Source organism: Pseudomonas sp. A0308, from assembly GCF_044218815.1.
Classification (GTDB): domain Bacteria; phylum Pseudomonadota; class Gammaproteobacteria; order Pseudomonadales; family Pseudomonadaceae; genus Aquipseudomonas; species Aquipseudomonas iridis.
This window is the reverse complement of record NZ_CP162581.1, coordinates 3,508,893-3,533,873: the sequence shown is the minus strand read 5'-3', so window position 1 is coordinate 3,533,873 and position 24,981 is coordinate 3,508,893. Positions and strand designations below refer to the sequence as shown.

The 24,981-nt window shown below is 60.1% G+C and carries 21 protein-coding genes; 8 read left to right on the top strand and 13 right to left on the bottom strand.

The genetic code is table 11. From position 1 onward, the window contains the following. Positions 1-10 precede the first annotated feature (10 nt). Complete coding sequence (locus AB4P92_RS16230) at positions 11-1,351, top strand: hemolysin family protein (RefSeq protein ID WP_042561813.1); 1,341 nt, start codon at positions 11-13, stop codon at positions 1,349-1,351. Between the two features lie 114 nt (positions 1,352-1,465). Here AB4P92_RS16230 and AB4P92_RS16225 read toward each other — a convergent pair whose 3' ends face one another. The 8 genes from AB4P92_RS16225 to AB4P92_RS16190 form a co-directional block, all read right to left on the bottom strand. Further along, entirely contained in the window at positions 1,466-2,362 is an 897-nt protein-coding gene (locus AB4P92_RS16225) for a M23 family metallopeptidase (protein WP_042561814.1), read from the bottom strand. 208 nt (positions 2,363-2,570) lie between these two features. After that, positions 2,571-3,530, bottom strand: a complete 960-nt coding sequence (locus tag AB4P92_RS16220) for a response regulator (RefSeq protein WP_395597876.1) — start codon at positions 3,528-3,530, stop codon at positions 2,571-2,573. Positions 3,531-3,706: 176 nt separating this feature from the next. Then, complete coding sequence (phoU, locus tag AB4P92_RS16215) at positions 3,707-4,468, bottom strand: phosphate signaling complex protein PhoU (RefSeq protein WP_042561816.1); 762 nt, start codon at positions 4,466-4,468, stop codon at positions 3,707-3,709. A gap of 125 nt (positions 4,469-4,593) precedes the next feature. Continuing rightward, positions 4,594-5,427 carry a phosphate ABC transporter ATP-binding protein PstB gene (gene pstB / locus AB4P92_RS16210; protein WP_042561817.1) on the bottom strand — a complete coding sequence of 278 codons (834 nt, stop codon included), beginning with the start codon at positions 5,425-5,427 and terminating at the stop codon, positions 4,594-4,596. 93 nt (positions 5,428-5,520) lie between these two features. Next, a complete protein-coding gene (gene pstA, locus AB4P92_RS16205; RefSeq protein ID WP_042561818.1) occupies positions 5,521-7,191 on the bottom strand; it encodes a phosphate ABC transporter permease PstA in 1,671 nt (556 codons plus the stop codon). A 16-nt stretch (positions 7,192-7,207) separates the two neighbouring features. Continuing rightward, entirely contained in the window at positions 7,208-9,241 is a 2,034-nt protein-coding gene (locus tag AB4P92_RS16200; RefSeq protein WP_181818473.1) for an ABC transporter permease subunit, read from the bottom strand. Positions 9,242-9,665: 424 nt separating this feature from the next. Next, positions 9,666-10,664, bottom strand: a complete 999-nt coding sequence (locus AB4P92_RS16195) for a phosphate ABC transporter substrate-binding protein PstS (protein ID WP_042561820.1) — start codon at positions 10,662-10,664, stop codon at positions 9,666-9,668. 230 nt (positions 10,665-10,894) lie between these two features. Then, entirely contained in the window at positions 10,895-12,193 is a 1,299-nt protein-coding gene (locus AB4P92_RS16190) for an MFS transporter (RefSeq protein ID WP_210623217.1), read from the bottom strand. A 375-nt stretch (positions 12,194-12,568) separates the two neighbouring features. On the opposite strand from AB4P92_RS16190, the gene AB4P92_RS16185 reads away from it, so the two are divergent. Together AB4P92_RS16185 and AB4P92_RS16180 are read left to right on the top strand one after the other, a co-directional pair. After that, positions 12,569-12,973, top strand: coding sequence for an acyl-CoA thioesterase (locus AB4P92_RS16185; protein ID WP_003229628.1), 405 nt, complete (start codon positions 12,569-12,571; stop codon positions 12,971-12,973). Between the two features lie 58 nt (positions 12,974-13,031). Next, complete coding sequence (locus AB4P92_RS16180; protein WP_395597875.1) at positions 13,032-13,931, top strand: D-hexose-6-phosphate mutarotase; 900 nt, start codon at positions 13,032-13,034, stop codon at positions 13,929-13,931. Positions 13,932-14,053: 122 nt separating this feature from the next. Here the strand turns inward: AB4P92_RS16180 and AB4P92_RS16175 are convergent, their stop codons facing one another. From AB4P92_RS16175 to AB4P92_RS16155, 5 genes are all read right to left on the bottom strand, one after another. After that, the gene (locus AB4P92_RS16175; protein WP_042561823.1) at positions 14,054-14,590 is read right to left on the bottom strand and encodes a DUF3299 domain-containing protein; all 537 of its coding nucleotides are present in this window, start codon (positions 14,588-14,590) and stop codon (positions 14,054-14,056) included. Between the two features lie 87 nt (positions 14,591-14,677). Then, entirely contained in the window at positions 14,678-14,923 is a 246-nt protein-coding gene (locus AB4P92_RS16170) for a GlsB/YeaQ/YmgE family stress response membrane protein (RefSeq protein ID WP_016772475.1), read from the bottom strand. Between the two features lie 111 nt (positions 14,924-15,034). Next, positions 15,035-16,117 carry a 5-(carboxyamino)imidazole ribonucleotide synthase gene (locus tag AB4P92_RS16165; protein WP_261735503.1) on the bottom strand — a complete coding sequence of 361 codons (1,083 nt, stop codon included), beginning with the start codon at positions 16,115-16,117 and terminating at the stop codon, positions 15,035-15,037. A gap of 10 nt (positions 16,118-16,127) precedes the next feature. Next, positions 16,128-16,619, bottom strand: a complete 492-nt coding sequence (gene purE, locus AB4P92_RS16160) for a 5-(carboxyamino)imidazole ribonucleotide mutase (protein WP_007954291.1) — start codon at positions 16,617-16,619, stop codon at positions 16,128-16,130. Between the two features lie 330 nt (positions 16,620-16,949). Next, positions 16,950-17,858, bottom strand: a complete 909-nt coding sequence (locus AB4P92_RS16155; protein WP_042561825.1) for a LysR substrate-binding domain-containing protein — start codon at positions 17,856-17,858, stop codon at positions 16,950-16,952. Between the two features lie 180 nt (positions 17,859-18,038). Between AB4P92_RS16155 and aspA the strand changes: the two genes are divergently transcribed. From aspA to AB4P92_RS16130, 5 genes are all read left to right on the top strand, one after another. After that, positions 18,039-19,463 carry an aspartate ammonia-lyase gene (gene aspA / locus AB4P92_RS16150; RefSeq protein WP_042561826.1) on the top strand — a complete coding sequence of 475 codons (1,425 nt, stop codon included), beginning with the start codon at positions 18,039-18,041 and terminating at the stop codon, positions 19,461-19,463. 471 nt (positions 19,464-19,934) lie between these two features. Then, positions 19,935-21,386: a sodium:alanine symporter family protein gene (locus tag AB4P92_RS16145; RefSeq protein ID WP_200612763.1), complete on the top strand. Its 1,452-nt coding sequence runs from the start codon at positions 19,935-19,937 to the stop codon at positions 21,384-21,386. A gap of 168 nt (positions 21,387-21,554) precedes the next feature. Beyond that, positions 21,555-22,559 (top strand): asparaginase, encoded by a 1,005-nt coding sequence (locus tag AB4P92_RS16140; protein ID WP_273877382.1) that lies wholly within the window; start codon positions 21,555-21,557, stop codon positions 22,557-22,559. A gap of 117 nt (positions 22,560-22,676) precedes the next feature. Next, positions 22,677-23,672 carry an AraC family transcriptional regulator gene (locus AB4P92_RS16135; RefSeq protein ID WP_115146660.1) on the top strand — a complete coding sequence of 332 codons (996 nt, stop codon included), beginning with the start codon at positions 22,677-22,679 and terminating at the stop codon, positions 23,670-23,672. 168 nt (positions 23,673-23,840) lie between these two features. Beyond that, positions 23,841-24,872: a histone deacetylase family protein gene (locus AB4P92_RS16130; protein WP_395597874.1), complete on the top strand. Its 1,032-nt coding sequence runs from the start codon at positions 23,841-23,843 to the stop codon at positions 24,870-24,872. The last annotated feature ends 109 nt before the right edge of the window (positions 24,873-24,981 follow it).

Below are 24,981 nucleotides of genomic sequence, written 5' to 3'. Positions count from 1 at the left end.
AAACTCCATCATGGACCCTTCCCCTGGCTTGTCCCTCGCATCAATATTCGCCGATTTCGGCATGATCCTTTTTGCTCTGATCCTGGTTTTGCTCAACGGCTTTTTCGTTGCGGCAGAATTCGCCATGGTCAAACTGCGCTCGACCCGGGTCGAGGCCATCGCTGACAAGAACGGCTGGCGCGGGCACATCCTGCGCACCGTACACAGCCAGCTCGATGCGTACCTCTCGGCGTGTCAGCTCGGTATCACCCTCGCCTCGCTTGGTCTGGGCTGGGTCGGTGAGCCCGCGTTTGCGCATATTCTCGAACCGCTGCTGAGCGCGGTCGGCGTGCAATCGCCGGAGATCATCAAAGGCGTGTCGTTCTTCACAGCGTTTTTCATCATTTCCTATCTGCACATCGTGATCGGTGAGCTGGCGCCCAAATCCTGGGCGATCCGCAAACCCGAACTGCTGTCGCTGTGGACGGCGGTGCCGCTGTACCTGTTCTACTGGGCGATGTACCCGGCGATCTACCTGCTCAACGCCAGCGCCAACGCGATTCTGCGTATCGCCGGCCAAGGTGAACCCGGCCCGCACCATGAACACCATTACAGCCGCGAAGAACTGAAACTGATCCTGCACTCCAGCCGTGGCCAGGACCCGAGCGATCAGGGCATGCGTGTTTTGGCCTCGGCAGTGGAAATGGGCGAACTGGAAGTGGTCGACTGGGCCAACTCCCGCGAAGACCTGATCACTCTGGAATTCAACGCGCCACTTAAAGAAATTCTGGCGATGTTCCGTCGCCACAAGTTCAGCCGTTATCCGGTGTACGACAGCGAGCGCCAGGAGTTCGTCGGCCTGCTGCACATCAAGGATCTGCTGCTGGAACTGGCGGCGCTGGATCACATTCCCGAATCGTTCAACCTGGCTGAGCTGACCCGCCCGCTGGAGCGCGTGTCGCGGCACATGCCGCTGTCGCAGCTGCTGGAGCAGTTCCGCAAGGGTGGCTCGCACTTCGCCGTGGTCGAGGAGGCTGATGGCAACATCATCGGCTACCTGACCATGGAAGACGTGCTGGAAGTGCTGGTCGGCGATATTCAGGACGAACACCGCAAGGCTGAACGCGGCATTCTTGCCTATCAGCCGGGCAAGCTGCTGGTGCGCGGCGACACGCCGTTGTTCAAGGTTGAACGCCTGCTGGGAATCGACCTGGACCACATCGAAGCCGAAACCCTCGCCGGCCTGGTTTATGAAACCCTGAAACGGGTGCCGGAAGAGGAAGAAGTGCTGGAAGTCGAAGGCTTGCGGATCATCATCAAGAAGATGAAAGGGCCGAAGATTGTGCTGGCGAAGGTGTTGATGCTGGGTTGATCGACGGATCCGGCACCGCGCCGATCGCTTCGCGAGCAGGCTCGCTCCCACCCTGAAATGCATTTCAAATGTGGGAGCGAGCCTACTCTCGAAGGCGCCAGGTCTGACACCGCGTTACTGCTTGCCCAACGCAAAGTTGGGCATCGCCCCCAGCGGCTGGTTGAACTGATACGGAATCGACACCAGCCCCGCTCCGCTGTTGCGCTGCACCACAAAGTGCAGGTGCGGGCCACTGCTGTTGCCAGTGTTGCCCGACAGCGCCAACGGACTGCCCACCGTCACCCGCTGCCCTTCGCGCACACTCACCGAACCTTGCTTGAGATGCAGGTACACGCCCATCGTGCCGTCGTCATGCAGCACCCGCACGAAATTGCCGGACGCATCATTGCCGCGCCCACTCTGCGAATTCTCGGTCTTTACCACCACGCCGGCCCGCGCCGCGATGATCGGCGTGCCGACCGGCATGGCGATGTCCATCGCATATTTGTTCTTCGGCCCATAGTGGCTGTATTGGCCGTTGGCACCCTGACTCAAGCGGAACGGCCCGCCACGCCACGGCAACGGATAACGGTAGCCCTGCGCCGTTCCGGCAGGATCGCCGAGGGAGTAGTGAAACTGCGGCGAATACACCAGTGGCTGGCCGCCGGACACCGCTCTGAGCAACGCCAACCGCGTATTGCTGCGCGCCGGCAGCACCCGGCGAATGGTTTGAGTCGGCGCGCCACGCACGTTGCTCAGCCCGGTAAACGCCAGCGCTATCTCAACCGGCGCATACAGGTCGTTGCGAACGAATACCACGTCGGCGCCTTTCTGTTTCTTGATGTCGAGGTAGACCTGGCGCTCGAGGCGCTCGACCATTCGGTCCTGAAACACGAACACCTTCGCACCTTTGCTCGGACGGTCGCTGTAAGAGACCACGCCGTTGGCATCGGTGGATTTGTAGATTGTCATCGCCACAGCCAGGTTGGAGGCCATGACCAAACCACAGAAAAACAGCAGTCGCGCGAGCATGGGCAAGAGTCTGTCGAAGTAAGGCCTGGGAAAGAGCCTAGCAGGTGAGACAGACCAGGGTAGTCGAGAGATGTTTCAAATTAGCCAGTCTGGAAAATGGACGCCGTAAGGGATGGCCCCTTCGCGAGCAGGCTCGCTCCCACATTTGGAATGCGTTCCAAGGTGGGAGCGAGCCTGCTCGCGAAGACGGACCGTCAGGCGATAGAGATCACGCGCCAGGAACGAAGTGCTTCTGCGCCGTGCCGCGGGCGATCAGGCGGGAAATGTAGTCGAGTTTCTGCGCGTCCTGGTCGACGAAGCGGAACGTCAGTTGCAGCCATTCGCTGTCAGGTTTCTGCTCAAACGCAACGATGGCGTGCAGATAGCCATTGAGGCGAGCGATTTCGGCGTTGTCACCCTGCTCCAGATCGAGCACAGCGCTGTCGAGGATCTGCGGCAGGGTGTCGGTGCGTTTCACTACCAGCAGCGCTTCCTTGATGCTCAGGGCCTTGATCACACATTGCTGCGTGCCGCTCGGCAGGCGCAATTGGCCCTGACCGCGACCGCTGGCAGGCGAGGACGCAGCCGCAGGTGCCTTGACCGGCGGACTGTTGAGCAGGCCACGCGACGCGGCCGCTGCAGCTGCCGGCGCTGCGGCGACAGGCTTGGCAAACGGATTGACCGCCGCCGCAGCCGGGGCGCCGCCACCAATGACCGCTGCTTTGCCGCCGGTCAGGGCACTCAGGGAGTCGTTGCCGAATGCCGAGTTCATCTTGGTCGGTGCGCTGTTCATCAGGGTGTCGAGCTTGCCGACCTTGTTCAGTGCCTGCTTGACCTTGGTCAGCAGTTGTTCGTTGGTGAACGGCTTGCTGACATAGCCGGAAACGCCGGCCTGAATCGCCTGCACGACGTTTTCCTTGTCGCCACGGCTGGTGACCATGACAAACGGCATGGTCTTGAGATTGTCCTGCTCGCGGCACCAGGTCAGCAGTTCCAGACCCGACATTTCCGGCATTTCCCAATCGCAAAGGACCAGGTCGAAGGCTTCACGGGCGAGCATGGCCTGGGCCTTTTTGCCGTTGATGGCGTCCTCGGTGCGGATCCCCGGGAAATAATTACGCAGGCACTTTTTCACCAGGTCACGAATGAACGAAGCATCGTCCACAACCAACACACTGATCTTGCTCATCCAACACCCCTATTAAAATCCCGGCAAGCATAACGCTGGCTGATGGCACATTGCCAAAACTCTTCAGTCACGCCGGGACTTTTCGTTCGCGGGTGCTGCTTTTTAATTCGATTGATTCAAAAGCACCGGAAACAAAAACGCCCGGCCAAAGGGCCGGGCGCTTTTCTCAGGCAATCTTACTTATCGTCAGCAACGCCCGGAACATTAGCGGTTTCGCCGCTTGTGCCTTGAACTTCTTCCTTCATGCGCTTGAGGCCCATATGGCGCACGTCGGTACCGCGCACCAGATAGATCACCAATTCGGAGATATTGCGCGCGTGGTCGCCGATGCGCTCCAGCGAACGCAGCACCCAGATGATGCTCAAGACGCGCGAGATAGAGCGCGGGTCTTCCATCATGTAGGTCGCCAGTTCACGCAGGGCGGTCTTGTACTCGCGGTCGATGATTTTGTCGTATTGCGCCACCGACAAGGCCAGATCGGCGTCGAAACGGGCAAACGCGTCCAACGCATCGCGGACCATGTTGCGCACCTGGTCGCCGATGTGGCGAACCTCGACGTAACCGCGCGGGGCTTCGCCTTCTTCGCACAACTGGATAGCGCGGCGGGCGATCTTGGTAGCTTCGTCGCCGATGCGCTCCAGGTCGATAACGGACTTGGAGATGCTGATGATCAGACGCAGGTCGGACGCCGCCGGCTGACGACGGGCCAGAATGCGCAGGCATTCTTCGTCGATGTTGCGTTCCATCTGGTTGATCTGGTCGTCAATCTCGCGCACCTGCTGAGCCAGGCCGGAGTCGGCCTCGATCAATGCCGTGACCGCGTCGTTGACCTGCTTCTCGACCAGCCCGCCCATAGCCAGGAGGTGGCTGCGCACTTCCTCAAGCTCGGCGTTGAACTGCGCGGAAATGTGATGGGTAAGGCCTTCTTTAGAAATCATTGTTCGCTCCGCGAAAGTTGCAAGCTTCAAGCTGCAAGCTGCAAGCTTCAAGCAGTTATGTATAAGTCCTGATATCGCACCGCGTCTTTCTTGCCGCCTGAAGCTTGCGGCTTGCAGCTGTACGACTAGCCGTAGCGCCCCGTGATGTAGTCTTCGGTCTGCTTCTTGGCCGGATTGGTGAACAGCGTATCGGTATCGCCAAATTCCACCAGTTTGCCCATGTACATGAACGCCGTGTAGTCGGACACCCGCGCGGCTTGCTGCATGTTGTGGGTCACGATGACGATGGTGAACTTGGACTTCAGTTCGTAGATCAGCTCTTCGACTTTCAGCGTCGAGATCGGGTCGAGTGCCGAGCACGGTTCGTCGAGCAGCAGGACTTCCGGTTCAACCGCGATGGTGCGAGCGATCACCAGACGTTGCTGCTGACCACCGGACAGGCCGAGTGCCGATTCGTGCAGACGATCTTTTACTTCGTCCCACAGCGCCGCGCCTTTGAGGGCCCACTCAACGGCTTCGTCGAGGATGCGCTTCTTGTTGATGCCCTGGATGCGCAGACCGTAAACCACGTTTTCGTAGATGGTTTTCGGGAACGGGTTCGGCTTCTGGAACACCATGCCGACGCGACGACGCAGTTCGGCCACATCTTCGCCCTTGCGATAGATGTTGTTGCCGTACAGGTTGATCGCGCCTTCGACACGGCAACCGTCAACCAGGTCGTTCATGCGGTTGAAGGTCCGTAGCAGCGTGGATTTGCCGCAGCCGGACGGGCCGATGAACGCGGTCACGCGCTGTTTCGGAATATTCATACTGACGTCGAACAGCGCTTGCTTCTCGCCGTAGTACAGGCTCAGGCCCGGCACTTCGATGGCAACGGTTTCCTGCTCGAGGTTCAGGCTCTGCTTGTCGCGGCCCAGGGCAGACATGTTAATGCCGTGGGTATGCGTTTCGTGCTGCATGGGTCTCACTCCGTTCGTAGCTGCAAGCTTCTGGCTGCAAGCTGCAAGTTTGAGCAAAAGCGGCTTGTAGCTTGCCGCTTGTGGCTAATGGCTTTAGCTATCCAGTGCTTTGTATTTTTCACGCAGGTGGTTACGGATATACACCGCCGACAGGTTCAACGTCGCGATCACCAACACCAGCAACAGCGCCGTGGCATATACCAGCGGGCGTGCCGCTTCGACGTTCGGGCTCTGGAAGCCGACGTCATAGATATGGAAGCCCAGGTGCATGATCTTCTGGTCCAGGTGCAGGTACGGATAGTTGCCATCCACCGGCAGCGAAGGCGCCAGTTTCACCACACCCACCAGCATCAGCGGCGCCACTTCACCGGCGGCACGGGCCACTGCGAGGATCATGCCGGTCATCATCGCCGGACTGGCCATCGGGATGACGATCTTCCACAAGGTTTCAGCCTTGGTGGCACCGAGGGCCAACGAGCCTTCACGCACGGTGCGAGGAATCCGCGCCAGACCTTCTTCAGTGGCCACGATCACCACTGGCACCGCCAGCAGCGCCAGCGTCAGCGAAGCCCAGAGCAGACCCGGCGTACCGAAGGTCGGTGCCGGCAACGCTTCCGGGAAGAACAAGCGGTCAACCGAACCACCCAGCACGTAAACGAAGAAGCCCAGGCCAAACACGCCGTAAACGATTGCCGGAACACCCGCGAGGTTGTTCACCGCGATCCGGATGATCCGCGTCAGGGTGTTCTGCTTGGCGTATTCACGCAGGTACACCGCCGCCAGCACGCCGAACGGAGTCACGATCATCGCCATGATCAGCGTCATCATCACGGTGCCGAAAATCGCCGGGAAGATCCCGCCCTCGGTGTTCGCTTCACGCGGGTCGTCCGACAGGAACTCCCAGATCTTGCTGAAGTAGAAACCGACCTTGGTCAGAGTGCTCATCGCGTTCGGCTGGTAGGCGTGAACCACTTTGCCCAGATCGATTTGAATCTCTTTGCCGTTGGCATCGCGAGCGGTCAAAGCGTCGCGGTTGAACTGCGCATGCAGGTCAGCCAGACGCGCTTCGATGTCTTGATAGCGGGCATTGAGTTCGGCACGCTCGGATTCCATGTCGGCTTGCGCGGCGGCGTCGAACTTGCCTTCAAGCTCCAGTTTGCGACTGTGCAGACGGATGCGCTCCAGCCCTGCGTTGATCGCGCCGATGTCGGATTTTTCCAGCGATTTCAGTTGGGCGGCCAGACCATTGACGCGATCGATCCGCGCTTGCAGTTCAGGCCAGGCCGCTTCACCTTCGGCGATGACCTTGCCGTCCTGTTTGACGTTGACCAGGTAGCCGTAGAAATTGCCCCACTCGCGACGTTCGATCGCCATCAGCTCCGGCGGCGTCTTCTGGTTGGTCAACCACTCGCCGACGATCCAGGTGAAGTCGTTGCCGTTCAGGTCACGGTTGCCGACTTTGATCAGCTCGCGCGTCATGAATTCCGGGCCAGCGTCCGGCACCGGCAAACCGGCGCTCTTCAGACGGGCGCGGGGCACTTCTTCTTTCTGCACCACTTCGCCGACCACAAGGTGCTGGGCCTGGCCCGGCACGTCGTAGCTGGCGTGGATCAGATCCGCCGGCCAGAAGTGACCCAGACCGCGCACGGCAATCACCGCCAGCAGGCCAATGGTCATGATGACCGCGATGGACACCGCGCCACCGCTGATCCAGACGCCTGGGGCGCCGCTCTTGAACCATCCTTTCAGGGAGTTCTGTTTCACAGACTTCTACCTTTGCTTAAAGCGACGAGTATTTCTTGCGCAGACGCTGACGAATCAGTTCTGCCAGGGTGTTCATGACGAAGGTGAACAACAGCAGCACCAGCGCCGAGAGGAACAGCACGCGGTAGTGGCTGCCGCCGACTTCCGACTCGGGCATTTCCACCGCGACGTTGGCAGCCAGGGTACGCAGGCCTTCGAACAGGTTCATTTCCATGACCGGGGTGTTACCGGTGGCCATCAGCACGATCATCGTTTCACCGACCGCACGGCCCATGCCGATCATCAGTGCCGAGAAGATGCCCGGGCTGGCGGTGAGGATCACCACGCGGGTCATGGTCTGCCACGGCGTGGCACCGAGGGCCAGCGAGCCGAGGGTCAGACCACGGGGCACGCTGAACACGGCGTCTTCGGCGATCGAGTAGATGTTCGGGATCACCGCAAAACCCATGGCCAGACCAACTACCAAAGCGTTGCGCTGGTCGTAGGTGATGCCCAGATCGTGGGAGATCCACATGCGCATGTCGCCGCCGAAGAACCAGTTCTCCATGAACGGGCTCATGTACAGCGACAGCCAGCCCACAAACAGGATCACCGGAATCAGCAACGCACTTTCCCAGCCATCCGGAACTCTCAGGCGGATCGACTCAGGCAGACGACTGAAGGTGAAACCGGCGACCAGAATGCCGATCGGCAGCAACATCAGCAGGCTGAAGATGCCCGGCAAATGTCCTTCTACATAAGGCGCGAGGAACAGACCGGCGAAGAAACCGAGGATCACCGTCGGCATCGCTTCCATCAGCTCGATGACCGGTTTGACCTTGCGGCGCATGCCCGGCGCCATGAAGTACGCGGTGTAGATCGCGGCGGCAACAGCCAGCGGCGCCGCCAGCAGCATCGCGTAGAACGCGGCTTTCAGGGTGCCGAAGGTCAGTGGCGACAGGCTCAGTTTCGGTTCGAAATCGGTGTTGGCCGCAGTCGATTGCCAGACGTATTTAGGCTCGTCGTAGTTCTCGTACCAGACCTTGCTCCACAGCGCGCTCCAGGACACTTCCGGGTGCGGGTTGTCGAGCAGCAGCGGTTGCAGCTTGCCGCCGGCTTCGACGATGACGCGGTTGGCGCGTGGCGACAGACCGAACAGGCCCTGGCCTTCAACAACCTGATCGACCAGCAAGGTACGGTGCGCGGTGCTGTGGAACACGCCGAGCTTGCCGTCGGCATCCAGCGCCAGGAAGCCTTTGCGGCGCTCTTCGGCGGTGATCTCAATGATTGGCGCCTTGCCCATCTGGAACGTACGAATCTGCTTCAGGCGCTGCTCGCCATCGGGGTCGCGGGCCATGAACCACTGGGCCAGACCACCTTTGGAGTCACCGACGATCAGCGAGATACCGCCGACCAGTTGCGTGGTCGCGGTGACTTCAGCGTCAGCGTTTTCGAGCAATTTGTAACGACCGTTGAGGCTCTTGTCGCGCAGGCTGAACACGTCTGCCTGGGCACGACCGTTGACCACATACAGCCACTGCTGGCGCGGGTCGACGAAGATGTTTTTCACCGGCTCGGTCATCTGCGGCAGATCAATACGCTTCTGCTCGTTGGTGACTTCGCCAGTCATCATGTTTTCTTCGCTGGTCAGCGACAAAACATTGAGTTGCGAACCGGTCGAGCCCACCAGCATCAGGGTCGAATCAGTAGCATTGAGGCTGACGTGCTCCAGCGCACCGCCGCTTTCGTTCAACGTGATCGGCGTGTTGCCGTACGGATACTCGATAGCCGGGCTGATGGTTTTCTTGCTGTCGGGGTAGCTGACTTTATAGGTGTGTCGGAACACCAGTGCCTGACCGTTGGACAAGCCTACGGCCACGAGCGGATGACCTGGCTGGTCTTTACCAATGGAGGTCACGGTTGCGCCTGCCGGCAACGGCAGATCGACGCGACTCAGTTCAGCACCACTGTCGATATCGAAGAACAGCGCCTGGCCCTTGTCGGAAACGCGCATGGCCACCTGATTCTGTTCTTCGAGCGAAATCATCAGCGGCTTGCCGGCGTCCTGCATCCAGGCCGGGGTGATGGCATCATTCACGGTCAGATCGGCACCCTTGAACAGCGGCGCGACGACGTAGGCGAGGAAGAAAAAGATCAGGGTGATGGCTACCAGCACCGCCAGGCCGCCAACGAGGACGTACCAGCGGGTGAAGCGATCCTTTAGCGCGCGAATGCGGCGCTTGCGTTGCAGCTCAGGCGTATTGAAGTCAATGCGCTTGGGAGGATTTGTAGTCATGTTGGAATTGGCCAGATCATTCATGCGCTCACCCTAGCGATCCTGTATGACAGAAAGATGACAATGCAGTGACGCAGCAAATCCACCGCCAACAGAGCTGGCAGAGGATCGAAAATTTGAGAGGTGTATAAAAGGCCGGTCTGCGGGCAGATCCGGCCTTTCACCTGAGTCCGAAGGGGTTCACCTCGGACTCAATTTGTTACTTCTTGGCGACAGCGCCGCCTTCTTGCAGACCCAGGTCAGCCAGTGCTTTTGCAGCAACCTTGGCCGGCAGTGGGATGTAGCCGTCTTTCACAACCACTTCCTGACCCTGTTTGGACAGAATCAGTTTCACGAACTCGGCTTCCAGCGGGGCCAGAGGCTTGTTCGGGGCCTTGTTGACGTAAACGTAGAGGAAGCGCGACAGCGGGTACTTGCCGTTCAGGGCGTTTTCTTCGGTGTCTTCGATGAAATCGGTGCTGCCTTTCTTGGCCAGAGCTACCGTTTTCACGCTTGCGGTTTTGTAGCCGATGCCCGAGTAACCAACGCCGTTCAGCGAGGAGCTGATCGACTGCACGACCGAAGCCGAACCTGGTTGTTCGTTGACGTTTGGCTTGAAGTCGCCTTTGCACAAGGCTTCTTCTTTGAAGTAGCCATAGGTGCCCGATACCGAGTTACGACCGAACAGTTGAACCGGCTTGTTGGCCAGGTCGCCAGTCACACCCAGGTCACCCCAGGTTTTCACGTCGGTTTTAGCACCGCACAGGCGAGTGGACGAGAAGATCGCGTCGACTTGCTCCATGGTCAGACCCTTGATCGGGTTGTCCTTGTGTACGAATACAGCCAGGGCGTCCACGGCAACCGGGATAGCGGTTGGCTTGTAGCCATATTTGGTTTCGAAAGCTTGCAGCTCGTTATCCTTCATCTTGCGGCTCATCGGGCCCAGGTTAGCGGTGCCTTCAGTCAGCGCAGGTGGCGCGGTCGAAGAACCGGCGGCCTGAATCTGGATGTTTACGTTCGGGTATTCTTTTTTGTAGTTCTCAGCCCACAGGGTCATGAGGTTGGCCAGGGTATCGGAGCCGACGCTGGACAGGTTGCCCGACACACCGGTGGTCTTGGTGTAGCTCGGGATAGCAGGGTCAACAGCGGCAACCGCGTTGGCAGTCGCAACGCCAGCAGCGACAAAAGTCATTGCCGCCATCAAACGCTTCAGTTTCATGCCTTACTCCTAGCAGATAGGGTGTGTTAAGTCGGGGCCAAGTATCAGCAGGCCGTGTGAACACTCTATGGCTGAAATATGACAATTGGATGAAAGGCCAGCATTCAGGTTTTAAAAGATGATTCGAGACGCCCATTCGCGAGCAGGCTCGCTCCCACACCGGGAACGCATTCCAAGTGTGGGAGCGAGCCTGCTCGCGAAAGGGTCGTGACTACTGAGGAGATTTCGGATCAGCGCCCCTTCTTCCAGAGCCACGCCCCCACCAGGATTCCCACCGCGCAGAGCACCGCCACATAGTAGGCAGGCCCCATCGGGCTTTCTTTCAGCAGCAGGCTGACGATCATCGGCGTCAGGCCACCGAAGATTGCGTACGCCACGTTGTAGGAAAACGACAAGCCACTGAAGCGCACCACCGGCGGGAACGCCTTGACCATCACATACGGTACCGCACCGATGGTGCCGACCAGCAAACCGGTCAGGGCATACAGCGGGAACAGCCAGTTCGGGTGATCGGCGAGGCTGTGATAGAAGGTCCAGGAGCTGATCAGCAGGCCCAGGCAACCGAACACGAATACGCGCCCGGCGCCAAAGCGATCCGCCAGCGCACCGGCAATGATGCAGCCAAAACTCAGAAATACGATCGCCAGGCTGTTGGATTGCAGCGCTGTGGTTGGCGAGAAGTGATAGACCGTTTGCAGCACGGTCGGGGTCATCAGGATCACAACGACGATGCCGGCAGACAGCAGCCAGGTCAGCAGCATCGAGATCGCGATCGCCCCGCGATGATCACGCAGCACCGCGCGCAGCGGCACTTCTTCGGCCAGCGCCTTGCGCAGTTGCAGCTCGGCAAATACCGGAGTTTCGTGCAGCCAGCGGCGCAGGTAAACCGAGAACAGGCCAAACACGCCGCCGAGCAGGAACGGAATCCGCCAGGCGTAATCGGAAACTTCGGTCGGCGTATAGAGGCTGTTGATCGCCGTGGCGACCAGCGAGCCGAGCAGGATACCGGCGGTCAGGCCGCTGGTGAGGGTGCCACAGGCGTAACCCATGTACTTTTGCGGCACGTGTTCGGAAACGAAGACCCACGCCCCCGGCACTTCACCGCCAATCGCTGCGCCTTGAATCACGCGCATCAATAGAAGAAGGATCGGCGCCCACATGCCGATCTGCGCATACGTCGGCAGCAAACCCATGATCAGGGTCGGCACGGCCATCATGAAGATGCTCAGGGTGAACATCTTTTTGCGCCCCAGCAGATCGCCGAAATGCGCCATGACGATGCCGCCCAGCGGACGCGCGAGATAACCGGCGGCGAAGATGCCGAAGGTCTGCATCATGCGCAGCCACTCGGGCATGTCGGCCGGGAAGAACAGTTTGCCGACTACGGTGGCGAAGAATACGAAGATGATGAAATCGTAGAATTCCAGCGCGCCCCCCAGGGCGGACAGCGACAGGGTCTTGTAGTCATTGCGGGTCAACGGTCGTGCGGGTTGCTCGGGCTGCGCGAGGCTCGAAGGCGCTGTGGTCATGGCAAGGGCTTCTCTTATAGTCGGATCTGCCGCCACAACAACGCTGGCGGTGGCTTGGGCAGGTTCGGCACCATAGCAAATTGTTCGAAAAAGCACATAGAGCCGCGTATTTGACAGTCGAAATCAGAACCGGACGGTCGTCGTGGAGTCTACCGACCGATATACTCGCAACCTTGCCCCGGTTTGTAGGGGGTTGCTGTGCGAAAACGTTGTTGGCCCGCCCTTTGATCGGCGCAGCCGGTTTCGCAGAGTTTCTCCTTAGGCGCCTTATGGAAAACGTGACGAACGTAGTATGTTCGGTGCTGAATCGTTTTTCCCGAAGACGGCTACCACCAGCAGCACTAACAAAGAGTCACGGGTCAGAGGCCCCTCGGCATGATAGAACTCGAACAAGAAGATCCGATCCCACAGGGCGACCTGGCCCTGCAAATCACCGCGCTTCCACGCGAAACCAATGGCTTTGGCGATATTTTCGGCGGCTGGCTGGTAGCGCAGATGGATTTGGCCGGCACCGCGATGGCCAGCCGCGTCGCCGGTGGCCGCGTGGCCACTGTCGCCATCGATCGCATGGCGTTTCTGGTGCCTGTGGCGGTCGGCGCGCAATTGTCCTTTTACACCCAGACCCTGGAAATCGGTCGCAGCTCGATCCAGATGATGGTCGAGGTGTGGAGCGACGATCCGCTGTCCAGCGAGTGGCGTAAGGTGACCGAAGCGGTATTCGTCTTCGTCGCCATCGACGGCAGTGGCCGCACTCGTTCGGTGCCACCACGCGCACGTTAAACCTCGCGGCCGTTTTACGGTCGATAGTCGTCCCAAGTGTCTGATCGAGAGCTGTCCCATGACCACGCCCAACGTTGAAGCCGTGAAACTGGATGAACTGAACTGCTGGCGCATTCGCCACGGTCAGGCTGAAGTGTTGGTCGCCCAGCAAGGCGCGCACATCCTCAGTTACCAGATCGACGGCCAGCCGCCGATCATCTGGCTCAACGACAAGGCCACGTTCAAGACCGGCAAGAGCATCCGTGCCGGCGTGCCGGTGTGCTGGCCGTGGTTCGGCAAGTTCGAACGCAATCCGCAGAGCGTGCAGGCGATGTACACCGGTGAGCAACCAGCCCCTGCGCACGGTCTGGTGCGTGCGATGGATTGGGAGCTGGGCGGCATCGAAGCCGAGAGCAACGGGATCAAGGTCGAGTTCAAGTTGCCCTATCCCGAAGGCGGCCTGCCGGGTTGGCCGCATCAGGTGGATCTGACCCTGACCCTGCGTCTGTCGGATGAGCTGCAATTCAGCCTGACCAGCCATAACCGTGGCAGTGACTCCGTCAGCCTGAGTCAGGCGCTGCATACCTATTTTGCTGTCAGCGATGTGCGCAATGTGCATGTCGACGGCGTGGAGGGTTTGGATTACATCGAGACGCTGGACGACTGGAAGACCCACAGCCAGCAAGGCGATCTGCATTTTGCCGGGGAAACCGACCGCATCTACCTCGATACGCCGCCGCAACTGAGCATCGTCGACTCGACGTGGGAACGGCGCATCGTGCTGACCTCTACCGGCTCGCGGACGGCCGTGATCTGGAACCCCTGGATCGACCGCGCTGCGGCGCTCAGCGATATGGATAACGATGGCTGGCAGCGCATGCTGTGCATCGAGACGGCGAATGTGATGAGTGATGTGGTGACTCTGGCACCGGGTGCGAGCCATACGATGGGCGTCAGCGTCGCCAGCAAAGCGCTCTAATCAGCAGCACAATACAAAATGTGGGAGCGAGCCTGCTCGCGAAGGCGTGGTATCAGTCAACATTCAAATGTCTGACACACCGCTTTCGCGAGCAGGCTCGCTCCCACAGTTGTTTCGTGGTGTCAGAGATCAGATTCCTGCACCACCCGCACCTTGTCCGCCTCCAGCGCATAGGCCGCATCGGCCAGGTCATTGCTGACCTTCTCGACCTTCAGCGTGCCGCTCACCCACAGCGGCGTATAGATGTCGTCCAGCTTCAAACCCTTCGGATACCGCACCAGCACCAGTTGATTCGGCGGCGGTGGCGGCACGTGGATGCACGCGCCCGGGTACGGCACGAGGAAGAACAGCGTGCTGCGGCCCTTGGCGTCGGATTCCAGCGGCACCGGATAACCGCCGATGCGGATGTGCTTGTCGTTCATCGACGCTACGGTTTTGGTCGAGTACATGACCGCCGGCAGACCTTTGGCCTGCTTCATCCCGCCCTTCTCGGTGAAGGTGCCGGTGGCTTCCGGGGAGTTGTGGTCGATTTCAGGCATGGCCTCGAGGGCCTTTTGATCCGACTTGGGCATCAGTTCGAGCCAGTCGGTTTCCGGCAGTTCGCTGGCGTGGGCCAGACCGCTGCCCAGCAAGAGGAGAGTCAACAGAAGACGGCGCATGAAGGTGCTCGGTAAAAAAGGAAGTTGAAGCGCCGAGCATTCTAGCCCTCCCCGCCGCAATGGCGGAGAGGACTTTGTCGCTTTGGATCAGTTCTTTTTGATCAGGCCGTAGATCACCAGCAACACGACTGCGCCAACCAGCGCGCCGAGGAAGCCTGCGCCCTCGCCCGCCTGATAAATGCCCAGAGCCTGGCCGCCATAGGTGGCCGCCAGCGAACCCCCGATACCGAGCAGGATGGTCATGATCCAGCCCATGCTGTCATCGCCCGGTTTCAGGAACCGAGCCAGCAGGCCGACGATCAAGCCGATAAAGATGGTTCCGATAATTCCCATGGCATTTCCCTCTGATTTGGTAGATATGCCAAAGCCTAGACAGACTTTGGCATCCTGCCATGAGAGAACGGCGGCCCCTGAATGGTTCCGCCGCTGCCACATGAAACTCTTTTACTGGGCGATCAGCGCTTCGACCTTGAGGATCTGCGCTTCAAGCGTGGCCTTGTCGGCGCAGCGCAGGTTGGCGTGACCGACCTTGCGCCCGGCCTTGAAGGCCTTGCCGTAGTGGTGCAGATGGCAGCCTTCGATGGCGATGACTTTCTCAACCGGCGGGACAACGCCGATAAAGTTGAGCATCGCGCTCTCGCCGACCTTGGCCGTCGAACCCAGCGGCAGACCGGCAACGGCACGCAGGTGGTTTTCGAACTGGCTGCACTCGGCGCCTTCGGTGGTCCAGTGCCCGGAGTTGTGCACGCGTGGGGCGATTTCGTTGGCCTTGAGGCCACCGTCGACCTCAAAGAACTCGAACGCCATCACACCGACGTAATCAAGCTGCTTGAGCACACGGCTGGAATAATCTTCGGCCAACGCCTGCAACGGGTGATCAGTGCTGGCGATCGACAACTTGAGGATGCCGCTGTCGTGGGTGTTGTGCACCAACGGGTAGAACTTCGTTTCACCATCGCGAGCGCGCACGGCGATCAGCGAGACTTCACCGGTGAACGGCACGAAGCCCTCCAGCAAGCAGGCAACGCTGCCGAGTTCGGCAAAAGTGCCGACCACGTCTTCAGGTTTGCGCAGGACTTTCTGACCCTTGCCGTCGTAACCCAGCGTGCGGGTTTTCAGCACGGCCGGCAGACCGATTGCAGCCACGGCAGCATCCAGATCGGCTTGTGACTGAATGTCGGCAAAGGCTGGGGTCGGGATCCCCAGATCCTTGAACATGCTCTTTTCGAACCAGCGATCACGCGCGATGCGCAGGGCTTCGGCGCTTGGATAAACCGGCACGAATTGCGAGAGGAACGCTACGGTTTCAGCCGGGACGCTTTCGAATTCGAAGGTCACCAGATCGACTTCATCGGCCAATTGGCGCAGATGGTCCTGATCGCCGTAATCGGCCCGCAGGTGTTCGCCCAGCGCAGCGGCGCAAGCGTCCGGCGCAGGATCGAGGAAAGCGAAGTTCATGCCCAGCGGAGTGCCCGCCAAGGCCAACATGCGACCCAACTGGCCGCCACCGATTACACCGATCTTCATCTCAACAACCTCAGGCAATACGTGGGTCTGGATTGTCCAGGACGCTGTCTGTCTGCTCGGCACGGAAGGTTTTCAGCACCGCGTGGAATTGCGGATGCTTGGCGCCAAGGATACTCGCCGAGAGCAGCGCTGCGTTGATCGCGCCAGCCTTGCCGATGGCCAGGGTGGCGACCGGAATGCCGGCCGGCATCTGCACGATCGACAGCAGTGAATCGACGCCCGAGAGCATTGCCGACTGCACGGGAACGCCCAGCACCGGCAGGTGGGTCTTGGCCGCACACATGCCCGGCAAGTGAGCTGCGCCACCAGCACCGGCGATAATCACCTCGATGCCTCGGCCTTCAGCCTCTTCGGCGTACTGGAACAGCAGATCCGGGGTACGGTGTGCAGAAACCACCTTGACCTCGTACGGGATGCCGAGCTTTTCCAGCATATCGGCGGTGTGGCTAAGGGTGGACCAATCGGACTTGGAGCCCATGATCACGCCAACCAGTGCACTCATCGTCGCGCCTCTTCTCTCTGGGCGCCCGCAGGCGCGTCAAAAACAACAAGCCACGCAGGTTGCGTGGCTTGATTGTACGAAAAATGGCCGGTCGTACCGGCCAAAGGCCGCGCAGTATACCGCAAAGAAAGCAATAAACAGCCCCCTGCACGACCATCTGTCATCTGCCGCAAAAGCCCGGTTTTATTGACTTGAAGGTCAGTCCAGAAACACCGCAAATCCCTTGTGGGAGCTGGCTTGCCAGCGCTGACGTCGTGTCAGCAAACATTGAGGGTGACTGGCCAACCGCAATCGCTGGCAAGCCAGCTCCCACAGGGTTATTCGATGGGTTCAGGTGTTTTGTGCGGCGCCACCTTCTAGCTTGCGCCACAGCAGACGGACGTTGGCCTTGCGCACCAGTGCGCAGCGGTACAGACGAATCTCCAGTGGCACATGCCATTGCGGGCCGCCGCACACAACGAGTTCACCGCGTGCCAGTTCCGCACGCACACTCAGTTGTGGCACCCAGGCAATGCCGAGGCCTTCCAGCGCCATGCTTTTCAGGCTGTCGGCCATGGCGGTTTCATAAATGGTGGTAAACCGCAGCTGACGCTGGCGCAGCAAACCGTTCACTGAGCGTCCGAGAAAAGCCCCGGCGCTGTAGGCGAGCAGCGGCACGCTGGCTTCGCCTTCCAGATCGAACAGCGGTTTGCCATCGGCATCCGCCGCGCACACCGGCAACATTTCGGTCTGGCCCAAATGCAGCGACGGGAAAATCTCCGGGTCCATCTGCATCGCCGCGTCCGGGTCATAGAACGCCAGCATCAGATCGCAGCCACCTTCACGCAACGCATGCACGGCGTCACCAACGTTGGTCGCCACCAACCGAGTGGCAATATTCAGCCCTTCATTACGCAGTTGCGCGATCCAGCGCGGGAAGAAACCCAGCGCCAAGGAGTGAGCGGCGGCCACCTGCATCACCTCGCCCTGCCCGCCTTCCAGATGATGCAGGTGACGCAACACTTCGCCGAGCTGCTCGACCACGGTGCGCGCGGTCACCAGAAACAATTGCCCCGCCGCCGTCAGTTCGATCGGCGTGCGCGATCGATTGACCAAGGTCAGCCCCAGCGCCGCTTCGAGGCTGCGGATCCGCCGGCTGAATGCTGGCTGAGTCACGAAACGTCGTTCGGCGGCCTGCGAGAAGCTGCGGGTGGCGGCCAGAGCACTGAAGTCCTCGAGCCATTTGCTTTCCAGATTCATCACGTCCTCCCGGACACGCACCAAAACAGGTCACACGTCTGCCGCGCACGCGGCGTCACACGGGCATTATGCCGAATGTGCATAGGCCAGTGCTTAACAGCATTGGCCCAAATTTCCCCACAAGCCTAGCATTCGCAGCGTTCCGGCACAGACCGGGTCCATATCGAGATGATTTCTATCATGTCCTCCGCTGCATCTTTCCGCACAGAAAACGACCTGCTTGGCGCCCTCGAAGTACCGGCTCAAGCGTATTACGGCATCCAGACCCTGCGAGCGGTGAACAACTTCCGCCTCTCGGGCGTTCCGATTTCGCATTACCCGAAACTGGTTGTGGGTCTGGCGATGGTCAAACAGGCCGCCGCTGACGCCAACCGTGAATTGGGTCACCTGAGCGAAGCCAAGCACGCTGCCATCAGCGAAGCCTGTGCACGATTGATCCGCGGTGATTTCCACGAAGAATTCGTGGTCGACATGATTCAGGGTGGCGCCGGTACCTCCACCAACATGAACGCCAACGAAGTGATCGCCAACATTGCTCTGGAAGCAATGGGTCACCAGAAAGGCGAGTACCAGTACCTGCACCCGAACGACGACGTGAACATGGCGCAGTCGACCAACGACGCCTACCCGACGGCCATCCGCCTGGGTCTGCTGTTGGGTCACGACACCCTGCTCGCCAGCCTCGACAGCCTGATTCAGGCATTTGCGGCCAAAGGTAAAGAATTCGATCACGTCCTGAAAATGGGCCGTACCCAGCTGCAAGACGCCGTACCGATGACCCTCGGCCAGGAATTCCGTGCTTTCGCCACCACCATGGGCGAAGACCTGGCCCGTCTGAAGACGCTGGCCCCGGAACTGCTGACTGAAGTGAACCTGGGCGGCACCGCGATCGGCACTGGCATTAACGCCGACCCGCGTTATCAGGCGCTGGCTGTACAGCGTCTGGCGCTGATCAGCGGCCAACCGCTGGTGCCAGCGGCCGACCTGATCGAAGCCACCTCCGACATGGGCGCCTTCGTGCTGTTCTCCGGCATGCTCAAACGCACCGCGGTCAAGCTGTCGAAGATCTGCAATGACCTGCGTCTGCTGTCCAGCGGTCCACGCACCGGCATCAACGAGATCAACCTGCCGGCGCGTCAGCCAGGCAGCTCGATCATGCCCGGCAAGGTCAACCCGGTGATCCCGGAAGCCGTTAACCAGGTAGCCTTCCAGGTCATCGGCAACGACTTGGCACTGACCATGGCAGCCGAAGGCGGCCAGCTGCAATTGAACGTGATGGAGCCGCTGATCGCGTTCAAGATCTTCGACTCGATCCGCCTGCTGCAACGCGCCATGGACATGCTGCGCGAGCACTGCATCGTCGGCATCACCGCCAACGAAGCGCGCTGCCGTGAACTGGTCGAGCACTCGATCGGTCTGGTCACCGCACTGAACCCGTACATCGGCTACAAAAACGCCACCCGCATCGCCGGTATCGCTCTTGAAAGCGGCCGCGGCGTGCTGGAACTGGTGCGCGAAGAAGGTCTGCTCGACGAAGCCATGCTCGCCGACATCCTGCGCCCGGAAAACATGATTGCTCCGCGTCTGGTTCCGCTCAAAGCCTGAGCCGACGCGTTACTTGTAGCACCGCTCACCAGGTCGAGGGACTAGACACCTCTCACCTTTTGAGGGCTTGGGGATCCGTCCCCAGGCCCTTTTTTTTAACTATCTGATCCTGAGACCCCTATGTCTGGGGACTGAACAATGTGGGAGCGAGCAGGCTCGCTCCCACAAAAAAGCAGTTCCCGCACAAACCCGGCGCCGGTAACGCCGGGTGTTTCAAAGCTTCGTTTCGTCGCTTGCACCACTACCGTGCAGACGGGCGCGCCACTGATCGGTATAGTGCCGCCCCTCTTCGCGTGAGCGGTCGTCGGTAACGAGGCCATCACCCATGCGAAACCCGAACTAATAACAAACCCGCGAAATGGATCCGGGACGAAACCTTCGCCTCACCCGTCGTGCCGTGCGCAGACCGGTGTAACACGATGTTTCTTCTATCCAGCATTTGCTTACACAAAAAACAGCGAGGAAAAATCCATGCTCGAAGTCATTAACGACTTCCTCTCAGGGAAAGTACTGATCGTGCTCATTGTCGGGCTCGGTAGCTACTTCACGATTCGCTCGCGTTTCGTTCAATTGCGGCACTTCTTCCACATGTTCGCGGTGTTCCGCGACAGTCTCAAAAGCAGCGCCGGGCAGCTCAGCTCGTTCCAGGCCCTGATGCTCAGCCTCGCCGGCCGTGTCGGTGCAGGTAACATCGCCGGTGTCGGCATCGCCGTTACCCTCGGTGGGCCAGGTGCGGTGTTCTGGATGTGGGTAACCGCACTGGTCGGCATGTCCAGCAGCTTCTTCGAGTGCTCGCTCGGCCAGCTCTACAAACGCACCGACTCTGATGGCACCTTCCGTGGCGGCCCGTCCTACTACATCCAGCACGGTTTGCAGAAACGCTGGTTGGGTATGGTCATGGCGTTCCTGTTGCTGGTGACCTTCGGTTTCGCCTTCAACGGCCTGCAAGCGCACGCCGTGACTCACTCGCTGGAAAACGCTTTCGGCCTCGACACCACTTACACCGGCCTCGGCCTGGCAGTGCTGCTGGGCCTGGTGTTCGTCGGCGGGATCAAGCGTATCGCCAAGGTCGCTGACCTGTTGGTACCGGTGAAAACCCTGGTGTACATCGGCGTGACCCTCTACGTGATCGTGCTGCAATTCGACCACGTACCCGCCATGTTGATGACCATCGTCAAAAGCGCATTCGGTCTCGACCAGGCATTCGGCGGTCTGATCGGTAGCGCCATCGTCATGGGCGTGAAGCGTGGCGTGTTCGCCAACGAAGCCGGTTTGGGCAGTGCGCCGAACGTGGCGGCTGTGGCTTCGGTCGAGCACCCGGTCGCGCAAGGCGTGGTTCAGGCCTTCAGCGTGTTCCTCGACACCTTCGTGATCTGCACCTGCACCGCGCTGCTGATCCTGCTCTCGGGTTTCTACACCCCAGGCTTCGAAGGCGATGGCATTGCCCTGACCCAGAACTCGCTGGCCGCTGTGGTGGGTGAGTGGGGCCGGATGTTCATTTCGGTCGCCCTGGCGTTGTTCGTGTTCACCTCGATCCTCTACAACTACTACCTTGGCGAGAGCAACCTGCGCTTCATGATCGGTGAAAACCGCAAGGCGCTGATCGGCTACCGCGTGTTGGTATTGGTGTTGATCTTCTGGGGTGCGATCGAAAACCTCAGCACCGTGTTCGCCTTCGCCGACATCACCATGACCATGCTGGCGTTTGTGAACCTGATCGCGCTGTTCCTGCTGTTCAAGATCGGCATGCGCATCCTGCGTGACTACGATGACCAGCGTGCGGCCGGCATCAAGACGCCGGTGTTCGATTCGAGCAAATTCCCGGATCTGGACCTGGACCGCAAAGCCTGGCCGGCCAATCCGCCCGCCGCAGCCGGCAAGACTGAAGTCGAGCCGCAAGGCGTCCCTGCAGCGCAACGCTGATGGGTGAATGACGGGCGCATCTCCTGCGCTCGTCAGTTACAGTTCGGAAAACTGTGAGAGCGAGCCTGCTCGCGAATGCAATCTGGCAGTTGATGCATGCATTGACTGACACACCGCTTTCGCGAGCAGGCTCGCTCCCACAGGACCTCATCCTTTCGGAGAATCCTCATGAATTCGTCGACCTATCCTGCCGCGCAAAACGTCATGGTGCTCTACACCGGTGGCACCATCGGCATGCAGGCCAGTGCCAATGGCCTGGCCCCGGCGTCCGGTTTCGAAGCGCGGATGCGCGACTATCTGCACAGCCAGCCAGAACTGATCGTGCCGCAATGGCGCTTTCGTGAAATGTCGCCGCTGATCGACAGCGCCAACATGACCCCGGCCTATTGGCAGCAACTGCGTGAGGCTGTGGTCGACGCAGTTGATGTACAGAACTGCGACAGCGTGCTGATCCTGCACGGCACCGACACACTGGCGTACAGCGCTGCGGCCATGAGTTTCCAGTTGCTCGGCCTGCATGCCCGTGTGTGCTTCACCGGCTCCATGTTGCCGGCCGGTGTCACCGATAGCGATGCCTGGGAAAACCTCAGCGGCGCACTGGTCGCCCTCGGCCAGGGTTTGGCGCCGGGTGTGCATCTGTACTTCCACGGTGAGCTGCTGGCGCCGACCCGCTGCGCGAAAGTGCGCAGCTTCGGTCGTCATCCGTTCAAGCGCCTGGAGCGTCAGGGCGGCGGCGTGAAAGCTACTTCTGTGCCGCCAGCGTTGAATTACAACCAGCCCAAGCTACTGGCGAACATTGCGGTACTGCCGTTGTTCCCCGGAATCGGCGCCGCGATTCTCGACGGGTTGCTCGACAGCGGCATTCAGGGGCTGGTGCTGGAGTGCTACGGCAGCGGCACCGGACCGAGCGACAATCCAGAGTTCCTTGCCAGCTTAAGCCGTGCGCGGGACAACGGCGTGGTGGTGGTCGCGGTGACGCAATGCCACGAGGGCGGAGTTGAACTGGACGTGTACGAGGCTGGCAGCCGCTTGCGCGGGGCTGGCGTGCTGTCCGGTGGCGGTATGACCCGCGAGGCGGCGTTCGGCAAATTGCATGGCTTGCTGGGGGCGGGTCTTGAAACGGCTGAAGTGCGGCGGCTGATGGAGCTGGATTTGTGTGGTGAGCTGGTCTGAGCAAGGCTGCCGATTTCCCCTCACCCTAACCCTCTCCTAGAGGGAGAGGGCTGGGGTGAGGGGCTGCTGCGGCATATAACTTGCTGCGTTCCAGCCATCCCAAGGCTGGAAAATCTCATGCTCCACTCCCACCTCACCACCCTCAACGCGGTCTCTCTGGTGCTCAACACCTTCAGGGATCAAGGCTTGTCGAGCGAAGCATTGCTGGCCGGCAGCGGCATCAGTGCGGCGGATCTGGCCCGGGCCGACACGCGCATCACCACCAATCAGGAGATGCAGGTGTGCGCCAACGCGGTCGCGCTCAAGCACGATATCGGTCTGGAACTGGGCCGACGCATGCACGTTTCCAGCTATGGAATTCTCGGCTACGCACTGCTGACCTGTGCCACCTTCGGTGACGCTTTGCGCCTGGCCATCCGCTATCCGGCGCTGTTGGGAACACTTTTCGAGCTGAGTCTTGAGGACGACGGCGAACGCGTCTGGTTTGTCGCCGCCGATTACCGCGAGAGCCCGGCGATGGCAGTATTCAATGCCGAATTCTGTCTGGTTTCGCTCAAAGTCATTTGCGACGATTTACTCGGTGGTCCGCTGCCCTTGCTCGCCGTCCGTTTTGAACATGAGGCACCGGATTACCGCGAAAGCTATGCCGAGCACTTCAATGCAGCGCTGCACTTCGCCGCCAAGGACAACGCGTTCGCCTTCGACCGCCACTGGCTGGACCGGCCGCTGCCGCTGGCGGACGCCGTCACCCATCAAGCCATGGCTGAACGCTGTCGCAAGCAGAACCTCGAATTCACCGGGCGTCAGGCCTGGCTGGGCCGTATCCGCCAATTGCTCAGTGCCCAGCTGAACGCCGCACCGGGACTGGAAGGTCTGGCCCAGCAAATGAAATGCTCGCCGCGCACTTTGCGCAGACATCTGAAGGACATGGGCAGCAGTTATCAGGAACTGCTCGATGAACTGCGCTTCGAGCGAGCCAAGCAGATGCTGTGTGAGGATCAACTTCCGATCTACCGCATCGCCGAAACCCTGGGCTTCAGCGAGACCGCGAGCTTTCGCCATGCGTTTGTGCGCTGGAGTGGGGTCGCGCCGAGCCAGTTCCGACCGCATTGATATTCCTTTGTGGGAGCAGGCTTGGGCAGGCCTACTCAAGCAAGGGGCGAATAGCGGTCAGAGGTTCTGGCCAGATCGATCCCCTTTTGGCCTCTTCTGCCGTTTTCCGAATCGCTGTGCGCCGCAACACTGGACGCAAACCGAATCAGCCCCTGCGGAGAACAACAAATGCTGACGATCTACTCGGATGATCACCACCTGCACCATGGCCGCTGCGAATTGATCGATGGCCAGCTCAAGCCTTGCTTCGAGATGCCTTCGCGTGCCGACCATGTGCTGCAACGCGTGCAGCACCAGCATCTGGGTCCGGTGGAGGCACCGAAGGATTTCGGCCTTGAACCGATCGCCCGCATTCACAGCCGCGACTATCTCGAGTTCTTCAAAGGCGCGTGGGCTCGCTGGACAGAATTCAACACCGACGGCGACTTGCTGCCCTACACCTGGCCGGCCCGCACACTGCGCGCCATCAAACCGACCAGCCTGCACGGCCAACTCGGTTACTACAGCTTCGACGGCGGCGCACCGATCACCGCCGGCACCTGGCAAGCCGCGTACAGCGCGGCGCAAGTTGCACTGACCGCGCAAGCGGCGATCCAGCAAGGCGCACACAGTGCCTTCGCGTTGTGTCGCCCACCCGGACATCACGCTGCCGGCGATTTGATGGGCGGTTATTGCTACCTCAACAACGCGGCCATTGCGGCGCAGGCGTTTCTTGATCAAGGCCACAAGAAGGTCGCGATCCTCGACGTCGACTACCACCACGGCAACGGCACCCAATCGATTTTCTACGAACGCAGCGACGTGTTGTTCACCTCGATCCATGGCCACCCGGAAGCGGAGTTTCCGTTCTTCCTCGGCTACGAAGACGAGCTCGGTGAAGGCGCCGGCGAAGGCTTCAATTTCAACTATCCATTGCCCGCAGGTTCCGGCTGGGACACCTGGAGTGCGGCGCTGGATCAAGCCTGCAACGAGATCGACCGTTATGGCGCCGAGATCATCGTCGTGTCGCTGGGTGTCGATACGTTCAAAGATGACCCGATCTCGCAATTCAAGCTCGACAGCCCGGATTACCTGGCGATGGGCAAGCGTATTGCCGCGCTCGGCAAACCGACGCTGTTCGTGATGGAAGGTGGCTACGCGGTGGAAGAAATCGGCATCAACGCAGTGAACGTGCTTGAGGGCTTTGAAAGCGCTCACTGAGCAACGGCTAAACACCTGGACCCGCTCGTGCGGGTCTTTTTTTGCCCGCAAGATCTATGTACCGCACACCGTCGCGACGCGAACTTTACCTTGCCCTGCTCGGCCACTT